This is a genomic window from Cyclobacterium xiamenense (assembly GCF_009467825.1).
Lineage (GTDB): Bacteria > Bacteroidota > Bacteroidia > Cytophagales > Cyclobacteriaceae > Cyclobacterium > Cyclobacterium xiamenense.
Map to the genome: position 1 here is coordinate 140,163 of NZ_WIOK01000008.1, position 16,617 is coordinate 156,779.

Below are 16,617 nucleotides of genomic sequence, written 5' to 3' on the forward strand. Positions count from 1 at the left end.
GTGATGATGCGAGAAGGATGACTTAACAAATGGAACGATGAAAAAATTACAAACCCTACTGATTTTTCTGCTGAGCTGGAATTTGGTGACGGCTCAGGACATGCAGTATTCCCAGTTTTATGCAGCGCCTTTGTACCTGAATCCGGCCTTTGCTGGTTCCACGGAATTGACGCGTATTGGTGCCAATTACCGAAACCAATGGCCTGGTCTGGACCATTCCTTTGTATCGTATTCGGCTTATATCGACCATTACATGTTTGACATCAATTCGGGAGTCGGGCTGATTGTTAATTCTACCCGAGAGAGCCAGTCGAGGCTGAGCACCAACGAAGTGGGCCTGGCCTATTCCTACAAGCTTCACCTGGGCCTGGATTCTTACCTCCGATTTGGCGGGCAAGCCAGTTTCATCACCCGTGATGCTTATTTTGGCGATTTGATTTTTGGGTCGCAGTTAGACATTGACCGGGGATACGTGGACGATTTTAGCGGGGAATTGATGGCGGCCGATTACAAACACAGTTTCGTGGATTATAATTTTGGCATGCTGTTTCACACCCAAATGATGTGGTTCGGAATTTCCGGACACCATTTATCGGAGCCGAATACCTCCTTTGTGGATGGAAACATCAGCCAATTACCCATGAAACTTTCTGCGCACGGAGGTATTAAATTTAGCCTGGGTGAGGGAATGATCAACAATTACTACAGCAACACGCGCCAGGAGCGTTCCGCATTTTTTGCGTTCAATTACAAGCACCAGGATCCCTTCAACCAATTGGATGTGGGGGCGCAGCTGTTTGTCGAACCCTTGATTCTTGGGGTTTGGTACAGGGGCTTTCCTGTCAAGTACAACCTGCCAAACAATGAATCCATTGTCGGATTACTGGGCGTGGCGCTGAGTAGTGGAATTGATATCGGATACAGCTTTGATTTTACCGCATCCAAGCTTAGTTTGGGTAGTTCTGCAGGGGCGCATGAGTTTTCGATACGGTATTCATTTTTATACGGAGATCCCAAAGACCGCAACAAGAAAAGCACGATTATCCCCTGTTTCCGGTTCTAGACCCCGTCAATCAAACCGTACGATATCTGCTCCCAGGGCATTGAGTCGCTGGTCGATGTACTGATACCCCCGGTCGATTTGTTCCACATTATCGATCACGGATGTCCCGTCTGAGGACATGGCGGCGATAAGCAGCGCAACCCCTGCTCGAATATCGGGGGAAGTCATGCGGATAGCTTTGAGGGGATATTTGCGGGCAAGACCGATAACGGTGGCCCGGTGTGGGTCGCATAAAATGATCTGTGCACCCATATCGATTAATTTGTCGACAAAGAAAAGTCGGCTTTCAAACATTTTTTGATGGACGAGCACGGTGCCTTTGGCCTGGGTGGCCACCACAAGTACGATACTCAACAAGTCAGGCGTGAAGCCGGGCCAGATGGCATCGGAAACCGTCAGGATGGATCCATCGATAAACGTTTCGATTTCGTACAGCTTTTGGGAGGGGATGTAAATATCGTCTCCTTTAATTTCCAGTTTGATGCCCAGGCGTTGAAAAGTCTCGGGTATCAGCCCCAGTTTATCTACACGGGCGTTTTTGATGGTGATTTCGGATTGGGTCATGGCAGCCAGGCCAATAAACGAACCGATTTCAATCATGTCTGGCAGCAGGGTATGGCTGGTCCCCTTCAGACTTTCCACGCCCTCGATCTGCAGTAAATTGGATCCTATACCGCTGATTTTTCCGCCCATGCGGTTGATCATCAGGCACAGTTGCTGGATGTACGGTTCACAGGCAGCATTGTAAATAGTGGTTTTGCCCTGCGCCATGGATGCGGCCATGATGATGTTGGCGGTGCCGGTGACCGATGCTTCGTCCAAAAGCATGTAGGCGCCCGTAAGTTTGCTTCCGTCTATCTTGTATATGCCTTTTTTCCCATCGTAATGAAATTTCGCTCCCAGTTTCTGGAAGCCGGTAAAGTGCGTATCCATTCTTCTTCTGCCAATTTTATCCCCACCGGGTTTGGCGATTCGGCCTTTACCAAATCGGGCAAGCAGGGGCCCGAGCAGCATAACAGAGCCGCGAAGACTGGAGGCTTTTTCAAGGTACTCCTCAGTATCTAGATACGCAATTTTGATGTTTCGGGCAGTAAACGAATAGCTTTCAGGGCCTTTTTTTTCCACCCGAACCCCCATGTCGGAAAGCAGCTCGATCAGTTTATTGACATCCCGAATTGCGGGGATTTTGTGGATGATTACCTCCTCCGAGGTAAGCAATACAGCACAAAGAATCTGGAGCGCCTCGTTTTTAGCACCCTGAGGAATAATCTCTCCCTTGAGTTGCGTCCCTCCTTTTACCCGGAATGAACCCATTAATTCCTTCTTTTTTTGCTATTCGAGCCGCTGTTTCTCCGCTTACCCCCGGTATAGTTTCTTCTTCCTCCGGCACTGGTAGAAGTGGGCTGTGGGGTTGCCACATTCGTTTTAAAATCCCTGCGCATGCTGGTTTCAAAAAGTCCGTTCTCCTTTACCTTTTCAAGGTCTATGTGAAGTTTTCCCTTGGATAGGGTTTTGATATCGTCAATGATGATGGCATCGTCAAAATTTTCCCGATTCCAGGTGGAATGAAAACTACGCATCAATTGGCCGATATAAATCAGGGCAGCCTCTTGTTCGTCGTCATCTTCGATCTCGATGGCTTTTTCGATAAGCTTTTCGATGTTTCTGCCGTAATGTTTGAATCGGACTTCCCCTTCTGGATAGCCGATAGGCTGGGGTTTTTTTCCCAAAAGCTCCTTTGGGGGCATGGGAAAGGGGCCGTTTACTTCCAACTCAAAGTCAGACATGATGTACATGTCGTCCCAGAGTTTCTGGTCGCTTTCGGTTTTTAATTGGGGATTGAGCTGTTTCATCAATTCCACCAGGGCAAAAGCGTATTCCGTTCGTTTTTCTTCGTCGGCAACCGTCTTGATGTAATCCACTAATTTCTGGATGTTTTTTCCGTATTCTTTCAAAATAACTTTGTTTTTAGGCTTTTCATTGTCAGTCATGATACCTGCATTTAAGTTTCCTGAACTTTTGACAATATACTAAAAAATAGGTAATGGTCAGTCTGCCATGCGCTGGGTATCGGTCTTCTCGTGTTTATTCTAGGATGCGAAGTTTTGCAAAGCTAAGTAATAATGTTTTATCTCCAAAATGCTCGAAGTGAATACGCGCTTTTCGGTTGGCACCTTCCGTCTCTATTGCGGCGACTTTTCCGAAGCCAAATTTTGGGTGTTCTACCTGCATGCCCTCCAGCAGGTTGTTGGTATTGGAGGGTTTGAAATCGGGGCTTGGCGTATGCAGCTTTGCCGTGCTCGCTCGCATGGCTGGTTTCTTCAGCCCCACGAAGCCCTGGCTACCCTCTCGGTCCCGGAAACTGCTCGAAAGATTGCTGCTGATCTTTTTGTTCACTTTTATAAAGGTCGGATCGATCTCTTCCAGAAAGCGGCTGGGTTCGCAGTTGAGCAGCCTGCCGTAGCGGTATCGGGTCAGGGCATAGCTCAAGAATAAACGGTCCATCGCCCGGGTGGTAGCCACGTAAAAAAGCCGTCTTTCTTCTTCCAGATCCTCCCGGCTTTGCATCATCATTTGGGAGGGAAAGAGGTCTTCTTCCATACCTACCACAAATACGTACTTAAATTCAAGCCCCTTGGAGGAGTGAATGGTCATCAGGGTTACCGTGTCCTGGTTTTCCTTGTTTTGGTCCTCATCGGTCAGCAGGGCAATCTCCTGCAGGAATGCCCCGAGGGATTTGTCCTCGTTTTCCGGATTGTCTACGTATTCTTTGATGGCATTCAGCAATTCCTGTACGTTTTCGTACCGATTTAGTCCTTCAATGGTTTTGTCTTCGTAGAGTTCGCGCAGCAATCCGGATTGCTTTGCAATGCTGCTTGCAGTTTCAAATGCGTCTTTTCGTTCGGCTTCAATCTTAAAACTGCGGATCATCGTGCAGAAATCCCCTACCGTATTGGCGGCTCTTCCCGTCAAAAAGCTGCTGCTATTGGAGATGACTTCCCACAGGGGAATGTCGTGTTCGTAAGCGGCGATCATCATTTTTTCCACGCTGGTGGAGCCGATCCCTCGCTTGGGGTAATTGATGATTCGTTTGAAGGCCTCCTCGTCCTCCTGGTTGACCACGTACCGGAGGTAGCCCATCAGGTCTTTGATTTCCCGTCGTTGATAGAAGGAGAGGCCCCCGACGATCCGATAGGAGATACCCAGTTTCCGAAGCGCCTCCTCCATGGAACGGGATTGAGAATTGGTTCGGTAAAGAATTGCGAAATCGCTGTTTCGCAGTTTTTTGTTGTTTTTTTCTTCGAAGATGGTGGTAGCCACCATGCGTCCTTCCTCGTTGTCGGAGGCAGCCTTCATGAGTTCGATCAAATCCCCGTTGGCATTTTGGGTCCAAACGTTTTTCTGGAGTTGGGATTTGTTTTTGGCAATAATGGAGTTTGCAATCTCCACGATGTTTTTCGTCGACCGGTAATTTTGCTCCAGCTTTACAACGAAAAGATCGGGATAATCTTTTTCAAAGTTTAGGATGTTTTGAATGTCGGCACCCCGGAAGGCATAAATGCTCTGCGCATCATCCCCTACCACACAAATGTTTTGGTGGACGGCCGCCAGTTTTTTGGTGATCAGGTACTGGGAGAGGTTGGTATCTTGAAATTCGTCCACCATCACGTAGCGAAAGCGTTGCTGGTATTTATTCAGGACGTCCGGATGGTCACGGAAGAGCACATTCGTATTGAAAAGCAGGTCATCAAAATCCATGGCCCCTGCGCGAAACAAACGGTTCTGGTAGTTTTTATAGATTTCTCCGACCCGTGGTTTCATGGCTGCTTCGTCGTCTGCTTTGATGAAGGGATCATTCAGGTACGTTTCCCAGGCGATGAGTCGGTTTTTTGCGCCGGAAATGCGGGACAGGACCGTATTGGCTTTGTAGACTTTGTCGTCCAGTTTCATCTCCTTCACGATGGAGCGTAACAGCGATTTGCTGTCATCGGTATCGTAGATGGTAAAGTTACTTGGGTAGCCAAGCTTTTGAGCTTCCACCCGGAGAATTTTTGCAAATACGGAGTGAAACGTGCCCATCCAGGTATTCCGTGCATCCAGGCCGATAAGTTTTTCGATCCGATGCTTCATTTCACTCGCGGCTTTGTTGGTAAAGGTCAGGGAGAGAATCTGAAAAGGATCAATCTGCCGGGCATGAATCAAGTGAGCAATTCGATAGGTCAATACCCTGGTCTTTCCAGAGCCGGCTCCTGCAATGATCATTACCGGACCCTCCGTTCGTTCTACTGCTTCTCGTTGCGGGGGGTTGAGGCTTGCTAGGTAATCCATAAGGGTAGTTCTATTTTCTTTTTACTATAGCCGCTTCAAAGTTACCATTTCTTTTTCTATGTTACACGTTTGCATTTGCTTGCTTTTTCCATCGATTGTGGGACCAGAGGTACAGTGCCGGTTGCTCGCGAATATTCTCCTCCAGTACGGAAACGAATGCATCGGTAATGGAATGTGGCTGTTGATCGGTGTAGGGAGGAGCAGTGAGCAGCCGGTAGTCAAATTCGTAATATCCTCGCCGGGGCTTGCTGGTATGGGCATAAATTACCGTCAGGTTAAATTTTTTTGCCAGTTTTTCAGCACCCTCAAAAAAAGTAGTATCGCGATGCATAAACGATCGTCGGTAACGAATATCGGCACGTGAGGGTCGTTGGTCAGCAGCAAGGACGATGAGTCGGGGTTCGGTCCGCTTTTTTAGGAATACCCGTTGAAACAATTTACGTTCGGTCAGTGCCGCGCCCATTCTCCCCCGGATTTTTTGCATCAGGTTTTCAAAAAACGGCTGGTTTACCCGGGTGTAGATGGTTTCGCATTTTTCCTGCACCTCGGAAGAAACCGAAAGCAGGTGCCCTTCCCAGTTGAAAAAATGCCCGCACATCCCGATGATGATTTCTCCATCGCCCACTTTGTCAAAGATGAGCGCGGGATTTTTAGAAAGAAATCGCCGGGTTAATTCCTTTTTGCCGATGGTAAGAAGTTTGATGGTTTCTGCCAGGGAATCGGTAAAATTCCGGTAAAAAGCTCGTTCGATGGCTCGCCGTTCGCGGTCGGTTTTTTCCGGAAAAGCATGAATCAGGTTCTCCCGTACAACTTTTTTTCTGTACCCGAGCAAGTAGTAGGCCAACAGGTAGAGCAGATCTGAAAAAATAAACAAGACCGGAAGCGGCAATCTGGAGAACAGGCGAATCAGGAGCATGCAGAATGAGTGCGGTGTTTAGCTAGGTAACGAAAGATCAAAATAATGAAATAATGATGACTTTCTTGGTTTAAATTAGTTATAAATAAAGTCAATTTGTAATTTTATGCCCTATGTCCGAAGTGCAGCGAAAAAAATATTCCGATAAAGAAAAAAATAGCATCTTTGATCATGAGTTCATGCCTCACATTGATTCCATGTACAATTTTGCCTACCGATTGACTTTTGATGAGGACGATGCGAAAGATCTGGTACAGGATACCTACCTGAAGGCCTATCGGTTTATCAATTCGTTTGAAAAAGGCACCAATGCGAAGGCCTGGCTTTTTCGGATTTTAAAAAACAGTTTTATCAACGAATACCGGAAGAAGAGCAAGCAACCTTCGAAGGTAGATTATCAGGAAGTTGAAACTTATTATAACTCCGATAATGTTGACTATACGATGACCTCAGATTTGAGGGTGGACGCAGTCAAAGACATGTTGGGAGACGAGATCTCCAATGCGCTCAATAGCCTTGCCGTGGATTTCAGAACGGTTATTATCCTTTGTGACCTTGAAGGATTTACCTACGAAGAAATGGCTAAAATACTGGATATCCCCATTGGTACGGTCCGATCCAGACTTCACCGAGCCAGGAACCTATTGAAGGACAAACTTCGATCCTACGCTGAAAACATGGGCTACGATACGGAGGAAGAATAATCGAAAAATAAGTTGAAATGGACAAAAACCGAAACAAATCCAGCGAATCCGGTAAACGAAAATTGAACTGTAGTGACGAGAGCAAGTGCTTTGAGCTATTGGAAAGCATTCTGGATGGGGAAGAAACGTCAAGTTCAAAGGAGATTTTAGATGAAAAACTAGCCAAGTGCCAGCCCTGTTTTGAGCATTACCACCTGGAAAAGGTGATCCGGGAAATTTTAAAAAATAAATGCACCAAACAGATGGTGCCTGCCGAGTTAGCCGATAGCATTCGACAAAAAATCCAAGAGATCAAATAACTTTTTATGGCTCAGGGAAAAGCAATTATTTTTTCAGCCCCCTCCGGTTCAGGAAAAACCACCATCGTAAAGCACCTCTTGCAGCATGTCCCCCAATTGGGTTTTTCCATATCTGCCTGTACCCGGGACAAACGGGGACGGGACGAAGTCAACGGAAAGGATTATTATTTCCTCTCGCCAGAGGAATTTCGGAAGAAGATCAATCAGGATGCCTTCATCGAATGGGAAGAAGTATACGAGGGTAACTTTTACGGAACCCTGAAAGAGGAAATTCAGCGCATTTGGGATCAGGGAAAACACGTGATTTTTGATGTGGATGTTAAGGGTGGGCTGAATCTAAAAAATTATTTTGGGGAAAACGGGTTGGCAATCTTTGTAAAGGTACCGACCATGCAGGATCTCGCCGAACGGCTCCGGGGCCGGGGGACGGAATCGGAGGAAAGCCTTTCCCGAAGGATTTACAAAGCCAAATTTGAAATGGGTTTCGAAGACCGGTTTGATGTGACGCTGATCAACAAGGACCTGGAGGTTTCCTTTCGGGAGGCAGAAAAGCTTGTTAGGGACTTTATAGGAGAAAAGACGGTTTGAAAATAGGATTATTTTTCGGCTCGTTTAACCCTATCCACGTGGGCCACTTGATCATTGCGGATATCTTGCAGGACCAAACCGATCTGGAGGAAGTTTGGTTTGTGGTCTCCCCACAAAACCCCCACAAATCCAGCCGTTCCCTACTACACGAATTTGACCGGTTACGGATGGTAGAATTGGCCACCGCCGATCATTTTGGATTCAAGGTGCTGGACGTGGAATTTCACATGCCAAGACCAAGTTATACCATTGATACCCTGACGTACCTTTCGGAAAAATACCCCCGGCACGATTTTTCCCTCATTGTCGGAGGGGATAATATGACGCACTTTCACCGATGGAAAAACAGCGAACAAATTCTGCATCACTACGGGCTGTATGTGTATCCCCGACCGGGCAAAAATAAGGTCATCGAGCACGAGGCGGTGCGCTACGTGGAGGCCCCTTTGCTGGATATATCGGCTACCTTTATCCGAAAAACCCTACAAAAAGGAGGTTCTGTGAGGTACCTGCTACACCCCCACGTCTTGGATTATATCAGGGACAAGAAATTCTTCACCTAATTCCTTATGGGCGAGTGGCCGTTTCTGCCAAGGAGATTTTCCGGGTACGAATCCGCCCTTCGATCCAGGAGGCAACGGCTCTTCCCTGGTCCACCCCGTTGGTGATAGCGGGCAGGTAGTGGATGCCCCCGTAAAAGCGACTGATTGCCGCCTCCTCCGCAGCTTCCCGAAATGAATTAAATTCCCGGGTGCCCAATCCGTATTTTACCTCGGTTGAATCCAGAAAATAAAAAGGCTCTCCCAACAATCCCGTAAGGGCTTGTGAAGCTGCTGTGGAAATCACGCTATGCCCACTGGTATATTCCGGAAAGGGGGGCGTTTGAAGCAGCGGCGTCCATTCCTCATCCATGTACCGGTTGATATACGTCTCCGGTCGAATCAGCACGCTTCGGTATTTTTCATCCCAGCAGGAAATAAAGGCATCAAACAGGTAGATGGATGCGACGGCCATGGCTTCAGCGGTTTGCCGCCAATTCAGATTTTTTGCTTTGGATGCGATCCCCGTGATGCCCATCCAGTGGCCCCCAGGTGTAATTTTCTTTTCCGCATACATCACGTGCCCTTTGACGTTCATTTTATAGGGATTACAATCCCAGAAATAGGCGATTTCTTCCTGGAAGTCGTTCAGCTGGTTGCCCGCATCCATGACCTCTTTCGCATCCTGAAAAAACCGGCTTTCGGGAAGTGTGTCGAACGGCGGCGGGGGCTCCGGGACAAACTGATTTGCCGAATCCAAAAAAAACGTCCGGATCTTGTTCCAATGCGGCTCAATTCCTTCCATGTAGGCGGGAGGTGTTGGCCGCCAACTACCCAGGTCGTCGCGAATGGTGTATTTTTCAAAGGACCTGCTCTCATGGTAGTTGTCCTGCGCGGCATAGGCCAGGATTTGCTCCGCTACGGATTCACCCAAGTCAACCGCACGGGCAAATTCAGCGGCAGGCATTCCCGCATCTTTTACCCTTTGAAACAGCGCATCCCGCCGGTCTATTATGTCCTGTTCGGAAAACACCAGTTTGGAGGCGACCCGGTAATAGGCAGTTAGTGCCGCCATCTGGTAATTGATTGGTTGTCCATCCGTATCCACTGAAATGTCTAGCGGCTCGGACCCATTCAACTGGCCCATTAAGGATACATAGGTATCCGGCTCGGCCAATACCGCCACCTCATACGCAGCAATGGCCGGGTAGGTGTAAATACGGCTTGCCACGGGCGGGGAAAATATATCGTGCACCATGACCTCCGTTAACTGCTCGTTGGCATCTACCAAAAAGAAACTCTCTTGGAGGATTTCTTTGTAGGATTCATCCGGTGTGCAGGCCATCCAGGTAAGCATGCTTGCAAATAGGCTTACCCACAATCCGTTTTGATTTCGTTTTACTCGTGCGATCATGTCTTCTGAACTAGCCGGTTAAGAAAATGAATTTACTCGTTTATTTGCAAGGCCTGTCGCTGTCCCAGGTGTGCTTCGCGTTTCTGTAGGATCCATTGGCCCACCTTTCTTCCCTGGTCCTGTCCCCGGGTGATGGCATCCATGAAATGAATGCCTCCATACAATCGGGAAATACTGGCTTCCTCCGATGCCTGGAGAAACGAACTGAATTCCCGGGTTCCCAATCCATATTTTTCCTCTACGGTATCCACGTAAGAAAATGCATCTCCGAAGAAATGGGTTAGAATCACCGCCGAGCTGGTTGAAATCGTGGAATGCCCGCTCAGGTATTCTGGAAACGGAGGCGTTTGCAGCAAGGGCTGGTACGTCGGATTCAGGAGTTTCCGGATGGCCGTCTCGGGTCGGATGCGGTCGCTTCGATACTTTTCATCCCAACAACTGATAAACCCATCCATCAAACCAAGGGCGACGAAGGTGTTTATTTCCATGGATTCGTCAAAAGGCAACCCCGCCTTTTGGCAAGCGATGTCTGCGATACCCATCCAATGGCCACCTGGGGATATCTGCTTGATGCCCACCATCAGGTGTCCGGTCTCTTCCAGCGCAAAAGGATTGCAATCCCAGAACGCAGCAATTTCCCGCTTTTCCCGGTCTAAATCGAGTTCGTATACCTCTTTCATCAAGGTATAAAATTCTGAATCGGGATCCTCGGAAAACGGAACGGGGGGATCCGGCTTAAATTGATCGGCGCTTTCAATCAAAAAGGGACGGATCGTGTTGAAATACGGCTCTACCGGAGGAAAGTAACCGGGAGGAGTAGGGTACCATTTCCCTTCCCCTGTACTGGGTTGGTACCGGGGATAATTGCTAATTTCCCGGTATCTATCAGCCTTGGCATAATCCAAAATCTGTTGACTAATTTGTTCTCCATATTCCTTTGCCTGAGCGATTTCCTGTGAATCGTACCCCCAACTCCTGCAGGAGTCGGCAAAAGTTGCCTCAAAGGCGCTTAGTTGCGAGCCGGAAGGTTGCAATGCAGCTGCCGTGTGTACCATGGCAAAAATGGCGCTCATGGGAACAGAAGGACTATCTCCTTCCGGCCGGGATAGTGAATCCAGTCCGTTTACCAGCCCGGAAAGAGAGGGATGGGTCTCACTGCCAGACGCAATTACCTCGTATCCGGAGAGGCAGGCATAGGCGTAAAATCGTGCCGCAAGGGGAGGATTGGTAATGTCGTGGACCATGAGGTCTGTCATTTTTTCCGTCACCCACCCGATGCTTTTGGCGGGTACCGGGTTTTTTTCTACGGCAGACTGGCAAGAAACCAGGAGTACAGCGAGTGTCCAGCCAAGGAGCTTCCCTGCTTGACGGAAAAGGTTTAGTAGAGGTGTCCCTGTTGATTTCATGCATTAATAGTTTTCCTGGTTCTGTAGCCGATAGGCGACGAGGCGTTCCCGGTTGATGCCTACATAAAGGACACCGTTCAGCAATTGCATGCTGCGTACATCCCCTTTGATGTCCAATCCGGAGTTTCTTTGGGGCAGGTAGGAAAAGTTTCCCTGCCCATCTCCCAGCAGTACCGTGCCGTAATTTGCATCGTATTTACCAAAACGCAATCTGGCCCGTTCAATGTTCCCGCCCAGGATAAAATCCAGGTGACCGTCCCCGTTTAGATCTTCGCCGATGACCGAAAAAACGGGCGAAAACTGGGCTTCCGCAGGCAAGGAAGCTTGGCTAAACCCCCCATCTTTCTGATTGATAAACAAGCTGGTTTCCAAAGAGGTTGCTTTTAGGTAGCCGGCGTCTTCCAATTCCGATTTGGAAAAAATGTTTTCCAGTTTTGCATCGGCGTAGCTGGCGTAATCCGTGAAACGCGTTCGCATACTGGAGATCTGATCCAGCAACTCGTCCCGGGTCAGGTAGGGGTAGGGTTCGCCTTCTATGTATAAGCTCAGAATTGGATCGATAGCGCCGTTGTCATCAAAATCCTTGAAATACATTTCCGCGGGCGCTTCTTTGCTGGCTGTTGCCTGGCTGTTCAGCCCTTGATTGCCCACGAGTAGGTCTGGAAGGCCATCCCCATTTACATCGGATACGTGCAGGGTATTCCACCAACCCGATTGCGGTTCGTCAAAGAATGTACCGGTGGAGGGCTGTAGGGTTTCTCCGGTCTGTTCGAAAATCGATACGGGCATCCATTCTCCCACAACAATCAACTCCGCCTTCCCATCACCGTTAAGGTCCGCCCAACTTGCATCGGTTACCAGTCCAAGTCTGGAGAATTCCGGATACCAGTCCTCGGTCTCATCCACCATCCTTCCTCCGCCTTGGTTGATGAGCAGGTAGCTTGGGGGGATTTCCGGATACCTGCCTGGAATCACCCTGCTCCCAACAAAAAGGTCGGGCAGACCGTCCCCATTGAGATCCTGGGCGGCAACAGCCCCGGTGCTGCTGTGCATTTCCGGGAGTAAATCCGGTGCGCGGGAGAATGTGCCGGTACCGTCGTTTACGTACAACCGGTCTTGGAGCAAGGGATCCTGGGGCATGAGCGAGCCGTAACCGCCGCTTGCTACATACAAGTCAGGCCATCCATCCCCGGTAAAGTCCGCCATGAGGGCGTCCGTATCCTGAAATGCTTTGTCTACCTCAAAAGCGTTTGCATTTTGCAGGCGAAAGCTACCGTCCGCTTGCTGAATGTAGAGTTTCCCTGCCTGTCCGCTTTCACCGCCGATATACAGGTCCAGTTTGCCATCTCCTGTAACGTCGCCGCTGCACAGCACAGGGCCAGAAAACGACAAAGGATTCACCATTAGAGGTTGCCGTTTAAAATCATTAATGGTGTTTGTGGGAGATCGATGATCAATCGCCGGTGAAACCTCCGCAAAGAGCGTAGGAGGTATCTTCGTCGCAGGTCTTTTTTTCGTGGCATTTTCTTGTACAAGCGTCAGTGTCTGATTACTTGAAACATCGGTTAGCTTTTCAGAAAGCCCTCCGGGCCAGGTAACCCAGAGGGAATCAATTTTACCCACGTTGCCCAATCCAAAATGAAGGGTAGGCGATACGCTCGACTGGTACCCGCGACTTGGCATTTGTTCGATCACCTGGAGTTGATCCTGGTAATAAAGGCTGACTTTTGCACCGATGCCCAGGTTATTTCCCGGCTTTCCCTGTAGCTTTATGCGCAGGAAGTGCTGATCGCTTTGCAACGAATCCGCGTTGTTTCGGTAGATAAAAGCCGGTTGGTTGATGTTGTTTACGATCAGGTCCAGATCGCCGTCATTATCCAGGTCGGCATAGGCTGCCCCGTTGCTATTTGCCTGCTGATGGACTCCCCAATCTTCCGATTTTTTTTGAAAAAACAGGCCGTCTTTGTTTTTGAAAATGTAATTGGTCAGGTTGGAGGAAGGCATGCTTTGTACCAGTTTGAGGATGTTTTCTCGCCGCAAACCGTTTTGGTTGTTTTTCAGGTAGTCGGCCATGTACTTCAAAAAATCCTGATTGGTATAGTCCCGAAAATATCCGTTGGTTACGTACAGGTCTTTGTGCCCGTCGTTGTCAAAATCTGCCAGCAAGGCAGCCCAGCTCCAATCGGTATTGGATACACCTGCCAACTGCCCCACTTCGCTAAACGAGCCGTTTCCATGGTTGAGGTGGAGCATGTTCCGCATGTATTGGTGATGAAAGCCCACATTGAGGTTGTATTCAAATTTTTCGTAATTGTCCGGAGCCATGAGTAGTTTTTGGCGTCTGTTGTCTTCCGGCAGCATGTCCAGGGTAAAAATATCGGGGTACCCGTCGTTATTGATGTCGGCAATATCGTTGCCCATGGAAAAATGGGAGGTATGGCCAAGTGCTTCGCCAATAGCATCGGTAAACGTTCCGTCTCCGTTGTTTAGATAGAGGTAGTCGGGCACCGTGTAGTCATTGCTGATGTAGATGTCCATCCATCCATCGCCGTTCAGGTCTGAAATACCAGCACCCAGGCCATAGGAAAGGGCCACCCGCAAAATACCCGCTTCGGCCGTGACTTCCGTAAAGGTATCCCCATCGTTTCTAAAAAGTTGGGGACCTGCCGGGTCCATATTTTTGAGGATGTCGGCCGTACTGGCTTCGTCCAGTACGGGAAGCGATTTTGGGTTGTGGTTAAGTAGGAAAAGATCCAGATCGCCGTCGTTGTCGTAGTCAAAGAAGCTGGCCTGAGTGCTGGTGGCCTCGCTGTCTATACCGTAAGCAGCAGCCATTTCCTCAAAGACGGGTATGCCGTCCGAATTGGGTCCCTGGTTGATATACAGTTCGTTTTTCCGCTTTTCCGGGGGCAGACTTCCGGAGTAACAGACATAAATGTCCAGCCAGCCGTCTCCATTTACATCGGCCATGCTAACCCCGGTTTTCCAGGGGCCTGGGCGGGTTTGGACCCCTGCGGTTTGCGTAATATCTTCGAATTCCAGGTTCCCTTTGTTCAGGTAAAGCTGGTTTTCAACCATGTTTCCCGAAAAATACAAATCGTCCAGCCCGTCTCCATTGAGGTCACCGACGGCCACTCCCCCTCCGTTGTAGAAATACTCATACATCAGTATGTTCGTATTCAATCCTTCAGTGAGTGTATTTTCGAACAGCACCCTGGTTTTTTCCGTAGGCAGATGGGTAAACTGCTTTGTTTGAGGGGCTTTTTCGGTTTCCACCTGGCAGGATAAAAGAAGCAGGATGCCTGCCAAAACCTGTATTTTACTAAGGAAGTAATTGCACATAGAAATGAAACGATTTCCCTGCAAATATAGAAATAATTGTGGAGCTTCCCGGTAATTTGTTCCCTGGATAGGTCGCTGGAAATCACGGGCAAGCGCCGAAAGAAAAAAAGGCGATCCGAAGATCGCCTTTTATCGTTTGGGAGCAGCAAAAGCTATTAATTTTCGTAACCCGGATTCTGAATCAGGTTGCCGTTTCGCTGCATTTCATCAAAATTGATGGGCATCCAGTACATTTTATCCAACCAGAGACGGTTTTCTTTTCCCGGGTCAATTTCAATGACTTCGTAGGAATAATCATAGAATTCGGGATCATAGCGGTAGAGGGAAAGCTCTTTGCCCGGCTTAAGGGTTCCGACGATGCTGATTCCATCGGCTTGTCTTCCCAATGTTTCCGGTGCGATCATCCAACGACGTGCATCGTAATACCGTTGCTCCTCGTGGACCATTTCTACGCGCTTTTCGTTAATGAAGGCATTTAAGAGGTCCTCACCCGACGCGTCGATGGCTGGCAGGCCTGCACGGAAACGAATTTTGTTCAGCCAGTTTCTGGCTTCCTCGTCGTTGCCAAGCGCAATGTTCGCTTCCACGTAATTAAAGACCACCTCGGTGAAGCGGATATGCGGCCAGGGAATTTCCTGCCAGGTGTTCTGGTCGACGAAATTCGGATCCGGCTCGATAAATTTCCGCAGGTAATACCCGGTGTAGCTTCCGTTCCAGTCTTCTATAGGGCTGTTTCGGGTATCCAGACCAAAATGGGTTACTTTTTCTCCTTGGGAATTTACCACTTCGTAGGTACCGGTTTGGATTTGTCCAAGTGGGTCACGGGCCTGATTGGCTGGAGAACGAGGCTTCCAGGGAGCGCCTTCATACAAGAAGGTGGCGTAGAAGCGGGCCTCCCGATCTTCGTAGGGAGCGCTGGCGTGTTCTTCGTTATCCCAGTCAAACTCCGTGCCATCCATCATCTGGTAGTCATCGATCAATAGCTGTACGGGCGTGTTTCCGGCCCAGTTGTTGTAGCCATTGGGTCCGTTATGAAGCCCGTGGCGGCCACCCCATTCCGGCTTTTGAGAGAGGAAGTACCTTCCAAAAATCATCTCGGCTTCCCCGCCGTTTCTGGAGAGGGAGTTGTTCATGTAGGTTTGGATGGCCTCTTCGTGGGGAAGGGGAGCAGTCAGGTCAAGCATGTTACCACTGGTTTTGTCCAGAACTGCTTTGGCAGCATCCAGGGCTCGCTGGTAACGTTCGGTTTGGCTACCGGAGGTGAATCCGATCAGCTCCTTGTTCTGATAACCTGCGATCACGTCCGATTTGGCAGAAGCCGTAGGCATGTCGTGAAGGTCAGAAGCGGCGTAGATCAATACCCTGGACTTCAGGGCAAGCGCGGCAATCTCATTGGCACGTCCGCGGATGGGGTTGTGGTCGCTCAGCAAATCCGCCGCACGATCCAAATCCGCCACGATGAAATCCACGACTTCCTGGAAGGTGTTTCGAGGGAGTTCGTAGGTTTCTTCCTCCAGCGTAAAGGGGCGGTCAGCCAAGGGGACAGCACCGAAGTTCCGAAGCAACTGGTGGTGGAAGTATGCGCGCATAAACGTGGCTTCTCCCAAAAGCCGATCCACGATTCCTCCGGTATTGGGAAACTGTGGGTCGCTCAGGTTTGCAATCGCTATATTGGTTGCCCGCAAGCTGTTGTACATGTTTGGCCAGTTCCGGGTGGCATCGATCCAGCCTGGATTTTGCGGGTTGGAACGGGCTTCCGTGACGGTGTTGATATTTCTACCCGGGTGGGTAAAGATGGCTTCGTCTGTCAGTGAAGACAAGGCTTGCTCATTGAATCCACCTTGGGCCAGGCCACTGTACAGATCGGTAACGAAGGCCTCTGCAAGCCCTGCATCCCGCCAAACGGCAGATTCAGAAACTTCTCCTAACGGTTGTGTATTCAGAAATTCTTCGTCGCAAGAAGTAGTGAACAAAGAAATCGCCAGACCCAACCCTAAATATTTTATATTTTTCATCA

At 49.1% G+C, this 16,617-nt stretch carries 13 protein-coding genes; 5 read left to right on the top strand and 8 right to left on the bottom strand.

What is annotated here, in order from left to right; all coding sequences use genetic code 11:
- Positions 1-37 precede the first annotated feature (37 nt).
- Complete coding sequence (locus GCU44_RS08150) at positions 38-1,063, top strand: PorP/SprF family type IX secretion system membrane protein (protein WP_092174211.1); 1,026 nt, start codon at positions 38-40, stop codon at positions 1,061-1,063.
- A gap of 6 nt (positions 1,064-1,069) precedes the next feature.
- On the opposite strand, the gene murA is transcribed toward GCU44_RS08150, so the two are convergent.
- The 4 genes from murA to GCU44_RS08170 form a co-directional block, all read right to left on the bottom strand.
- A complete protein-coding gene (murA, locus tag GCU44_RS08155; RefSeq protein ID WP_092174214.1) occupies positions 1,070-2,377 on the bottom strand; it encodes a UDP-N-acetylglucosamine 1-carboxyvinyltransferase in 1,308 nt (435 codons plus the stop codon).
- On the bottom strand, positions 2,377-3,054 hold the full coding sequence (locus GCU44_RS08160) for a DUF4290 domain-containing protein (protein ID WP_092174217.1): 678 nt from the start codon (positions 3,052-3,054) through the stop codon (positions 2,377-2,379). Before GCU44_RS08160 ends, murA begins: the two co-directional genes overlap by 1 nt.
- Positions 3,055-3,148: 94 nt before the next feature.
- Positions 3,149-5,392, bottom strand: a complete 2,244-nt coding sequence (locus GCU44_RS08165) for an ATP-dependent helicase (protein WP_154855831.1) — start codon at positions 5,390-5,392, stop codon at positions 3,149-3,151.
- 61 nt (positions 5,393-5,453) lie between these two features.
- Positions 5,454-6,308 carry a lysophospholipid acyltransferase family protein gene (locus GCU44_RS08170; protein ID WP_154855833.1) on the bottom strand — a complete coding sequence of 285 codons (855 nt, stop codon included), beginning with the start codon at positions 6,306-6,308 and terminating at the stop codon, positions 5,454-5,456.
- A gap of 113 nt (positions 6,309-6,421) precedes the next feature.
- Here GCU44_RS08170 and GCU44_RS08175 point away from each other — a divergent pair, with 113 nt between their 5' ends.
- From GCU44_RS08175 to nadD, 4 genes are read left to right on the top strand one after another with little or no spacing between them, the layout of a single operon-like run.
- A complete protein-coding gene (locus tag GCU44_RS08175) occupies positions 6,422-7,012 on the top strand; it encodes a sigma-70 family RNA polymerase sigma factor (protein ID WP_154855835.1) in 591 nt (196 codons plus the stop codon).
- A 17-nt stretch (positions 7,013-7,029) separates the two neighbouring features.
- A complete protein-coding gene (locus GCU44_RS08180) occupies positions 7,030-7,311 on the top strand; it encodes an anti-sigma factor (RefSeq protein ID WP_092174229.1) in 282 nt (93 codons plus the stop codon).
- 6 nt (positions 7,312-7,317) lie between these two features.
- Complete coding sequence (gene gmk, locus GCU44_RS08185; RefSeq protein ID WP_154855837.1) at positions 7,318-7,899, top strand: guanylate kinase; 582 nt, start codon at positions 7,318-7,320, stop codon at positions 7,897-7,899.
- Positions 7,896-8,462, top strand: a complete 567-nt coding sequence (gene nadD, locus GCU44_RS08190) for a nicotinate (nicotinamide) nucleotide adenylyltransferase (protein ID WP_154855839.1) — start codon at positions 7,896-7,898, stop codon at positions 8,460-8,462. The genes gmk and nadD overlap by 4 nt, the downstream gene beginning before the upstream one ends.
- Before the next feature lie 4 nt (positions 8,463-8,466).
- On the opposite strand, the gene GCU44_RS08195 is transcribed toward nadD, so the two are convergent.
- The 4 genes from GCU44_RS08195 to GCU44_RS08210 form a co-directional block, all read right to left on the bottom strand.
- Positions 8,467-9,852, bottom strand: coding sequence for a vanadium-dependent haloperoxidase (locus GCU44_RS08195; protein ID WP_241684879.1), 1,386 nt, complete (start codon positions 9,850-9,852; stop codon positions 8,467-8,469).
- A gap of 32 nt (positions 9,853-9,884) precedes the next feature.
- A complete protein-coding gene (locus GCU44_RS08200) occupies positions 9,885-11,258 on the bottom strand; it encodes a vanadium-dependent haloperoxidase (RefSeq protein ID WP_241684880.1) in 1,374 nt (457 codons plus the stop codon).
- Between the two features lie 3 nt (positions 11,259-11,261).
- Complete coding sequence (locus GCU44_RS08205; protein WP_154855841.1) at positions 11,262-14,600, bottom strand: VCBS repeat-containing protein; 3,339 nt, start codon at positions 14,598-14,600, stop codon at positions 11,262-11,264.
- A 155-nt stretch (positions 14,601-14,755) separates the two neighbouring features.
- Complete coding sequence (locus GCU44_RS08210; protein WP_092174244.1) at positions 14,756-16,615, bottom strand: RagB/SusD family nutrient uptake outer membrane protein; 1,860 nt, start codon at positions 16,613-16,615, stop codon at positions 14,756-14,758.
- Positions 16,616-16,617: the final 2 nt, after the last annotated feature.

Excerpts from the sequence above, each read along its gene's own strand:
- GCU44_RS08170 (WP_154855833.1), bottom strand. The coding sequence starts at position 6,308 with ATGCTCCTGATTCGCCTGTTCTCCAGATTGCCGCTTCCGGTCTTGTTT.
- GCU44_RS08180 (WP_092174229.1), top strand. The coding sequence starts at position 7,030 with ATGGACAAAAACCGAAACAAATCCAGCGAATCCGGTAAACGAAAATTG.
- GCU44_RS08205 (WP_154855841.1), bottom strand. The coding sequence starts at position 14,600 with ATGTGCAATTACTTCCTTAGTAAAATACAGGTTTTGGCAGGCATCCTG.
- GCU44_RS08160 (WP_092174217.1), bottom strand. The coding sequence starts at position 3,054 with ATGACTGACAATGAAAAGCCTAAAAACAAAGTTATTTTGAAAGAATAC.
- GCU44_RS08150 (WP_092174211.1), top strand. The coding sequence starts at position 38 with ATGAAAAAATTACAAACCCTACTGATTTTTCTGCTGAGCTGGAATTTG.
- GCU44_RS08200 (WP_241684880.1), bottom strand. The coding sequence starts at position 11,258 with ATGAAATCAACAGGGACACCTCTACTAAACCTTTTCCGTCAAGCAGGG.
- GCU44_RS08175 (WP_154855835.1), top strand. The coding sequence starts at position 6,422 with ATGTCCGAAGTGCAGCGAAAAAAATATTCCGATAAAGAAAAAAATAGC.
- GCU44_RS08195 (WP_241684879.1), bottom strand. The coding sequence starts at position 9,852 with ATGATCGCACGAGTAAAACGAAATCAAAACGGATTGTGGGTAAGCCTA.
- murA (WP_092174214.1), bottom strand. The coding sequence starts at position 2,377 with ATGGGTTCATTCCGGGTAAAAGGAGGGACGCAACTCAAGGGAGAGATT.
- GCU44_RS08210 (WP_092174244.1), bottom strand. The coding sequence starts at position 16,615 with ATGAAAAATATAAAATATTTAGGGTTGGGTCTGGCGATTTCTTTGTTC.
- gmk (WP_154855837.1), top strand. The coding sequence starts at position 7,318 with ATGGCTCAGGGAAAAGCAATTATTTTTTCAGCCCCCTCCGGTTCAGGA.
- GCU44_RS08165 (WP_154855831.1), bottom strand. The coding sequence starts at position 5,392 with ATGGATTACCTAGCAAGCCTCAACCCCCCGCAACGAGAAGCAGTAGAA.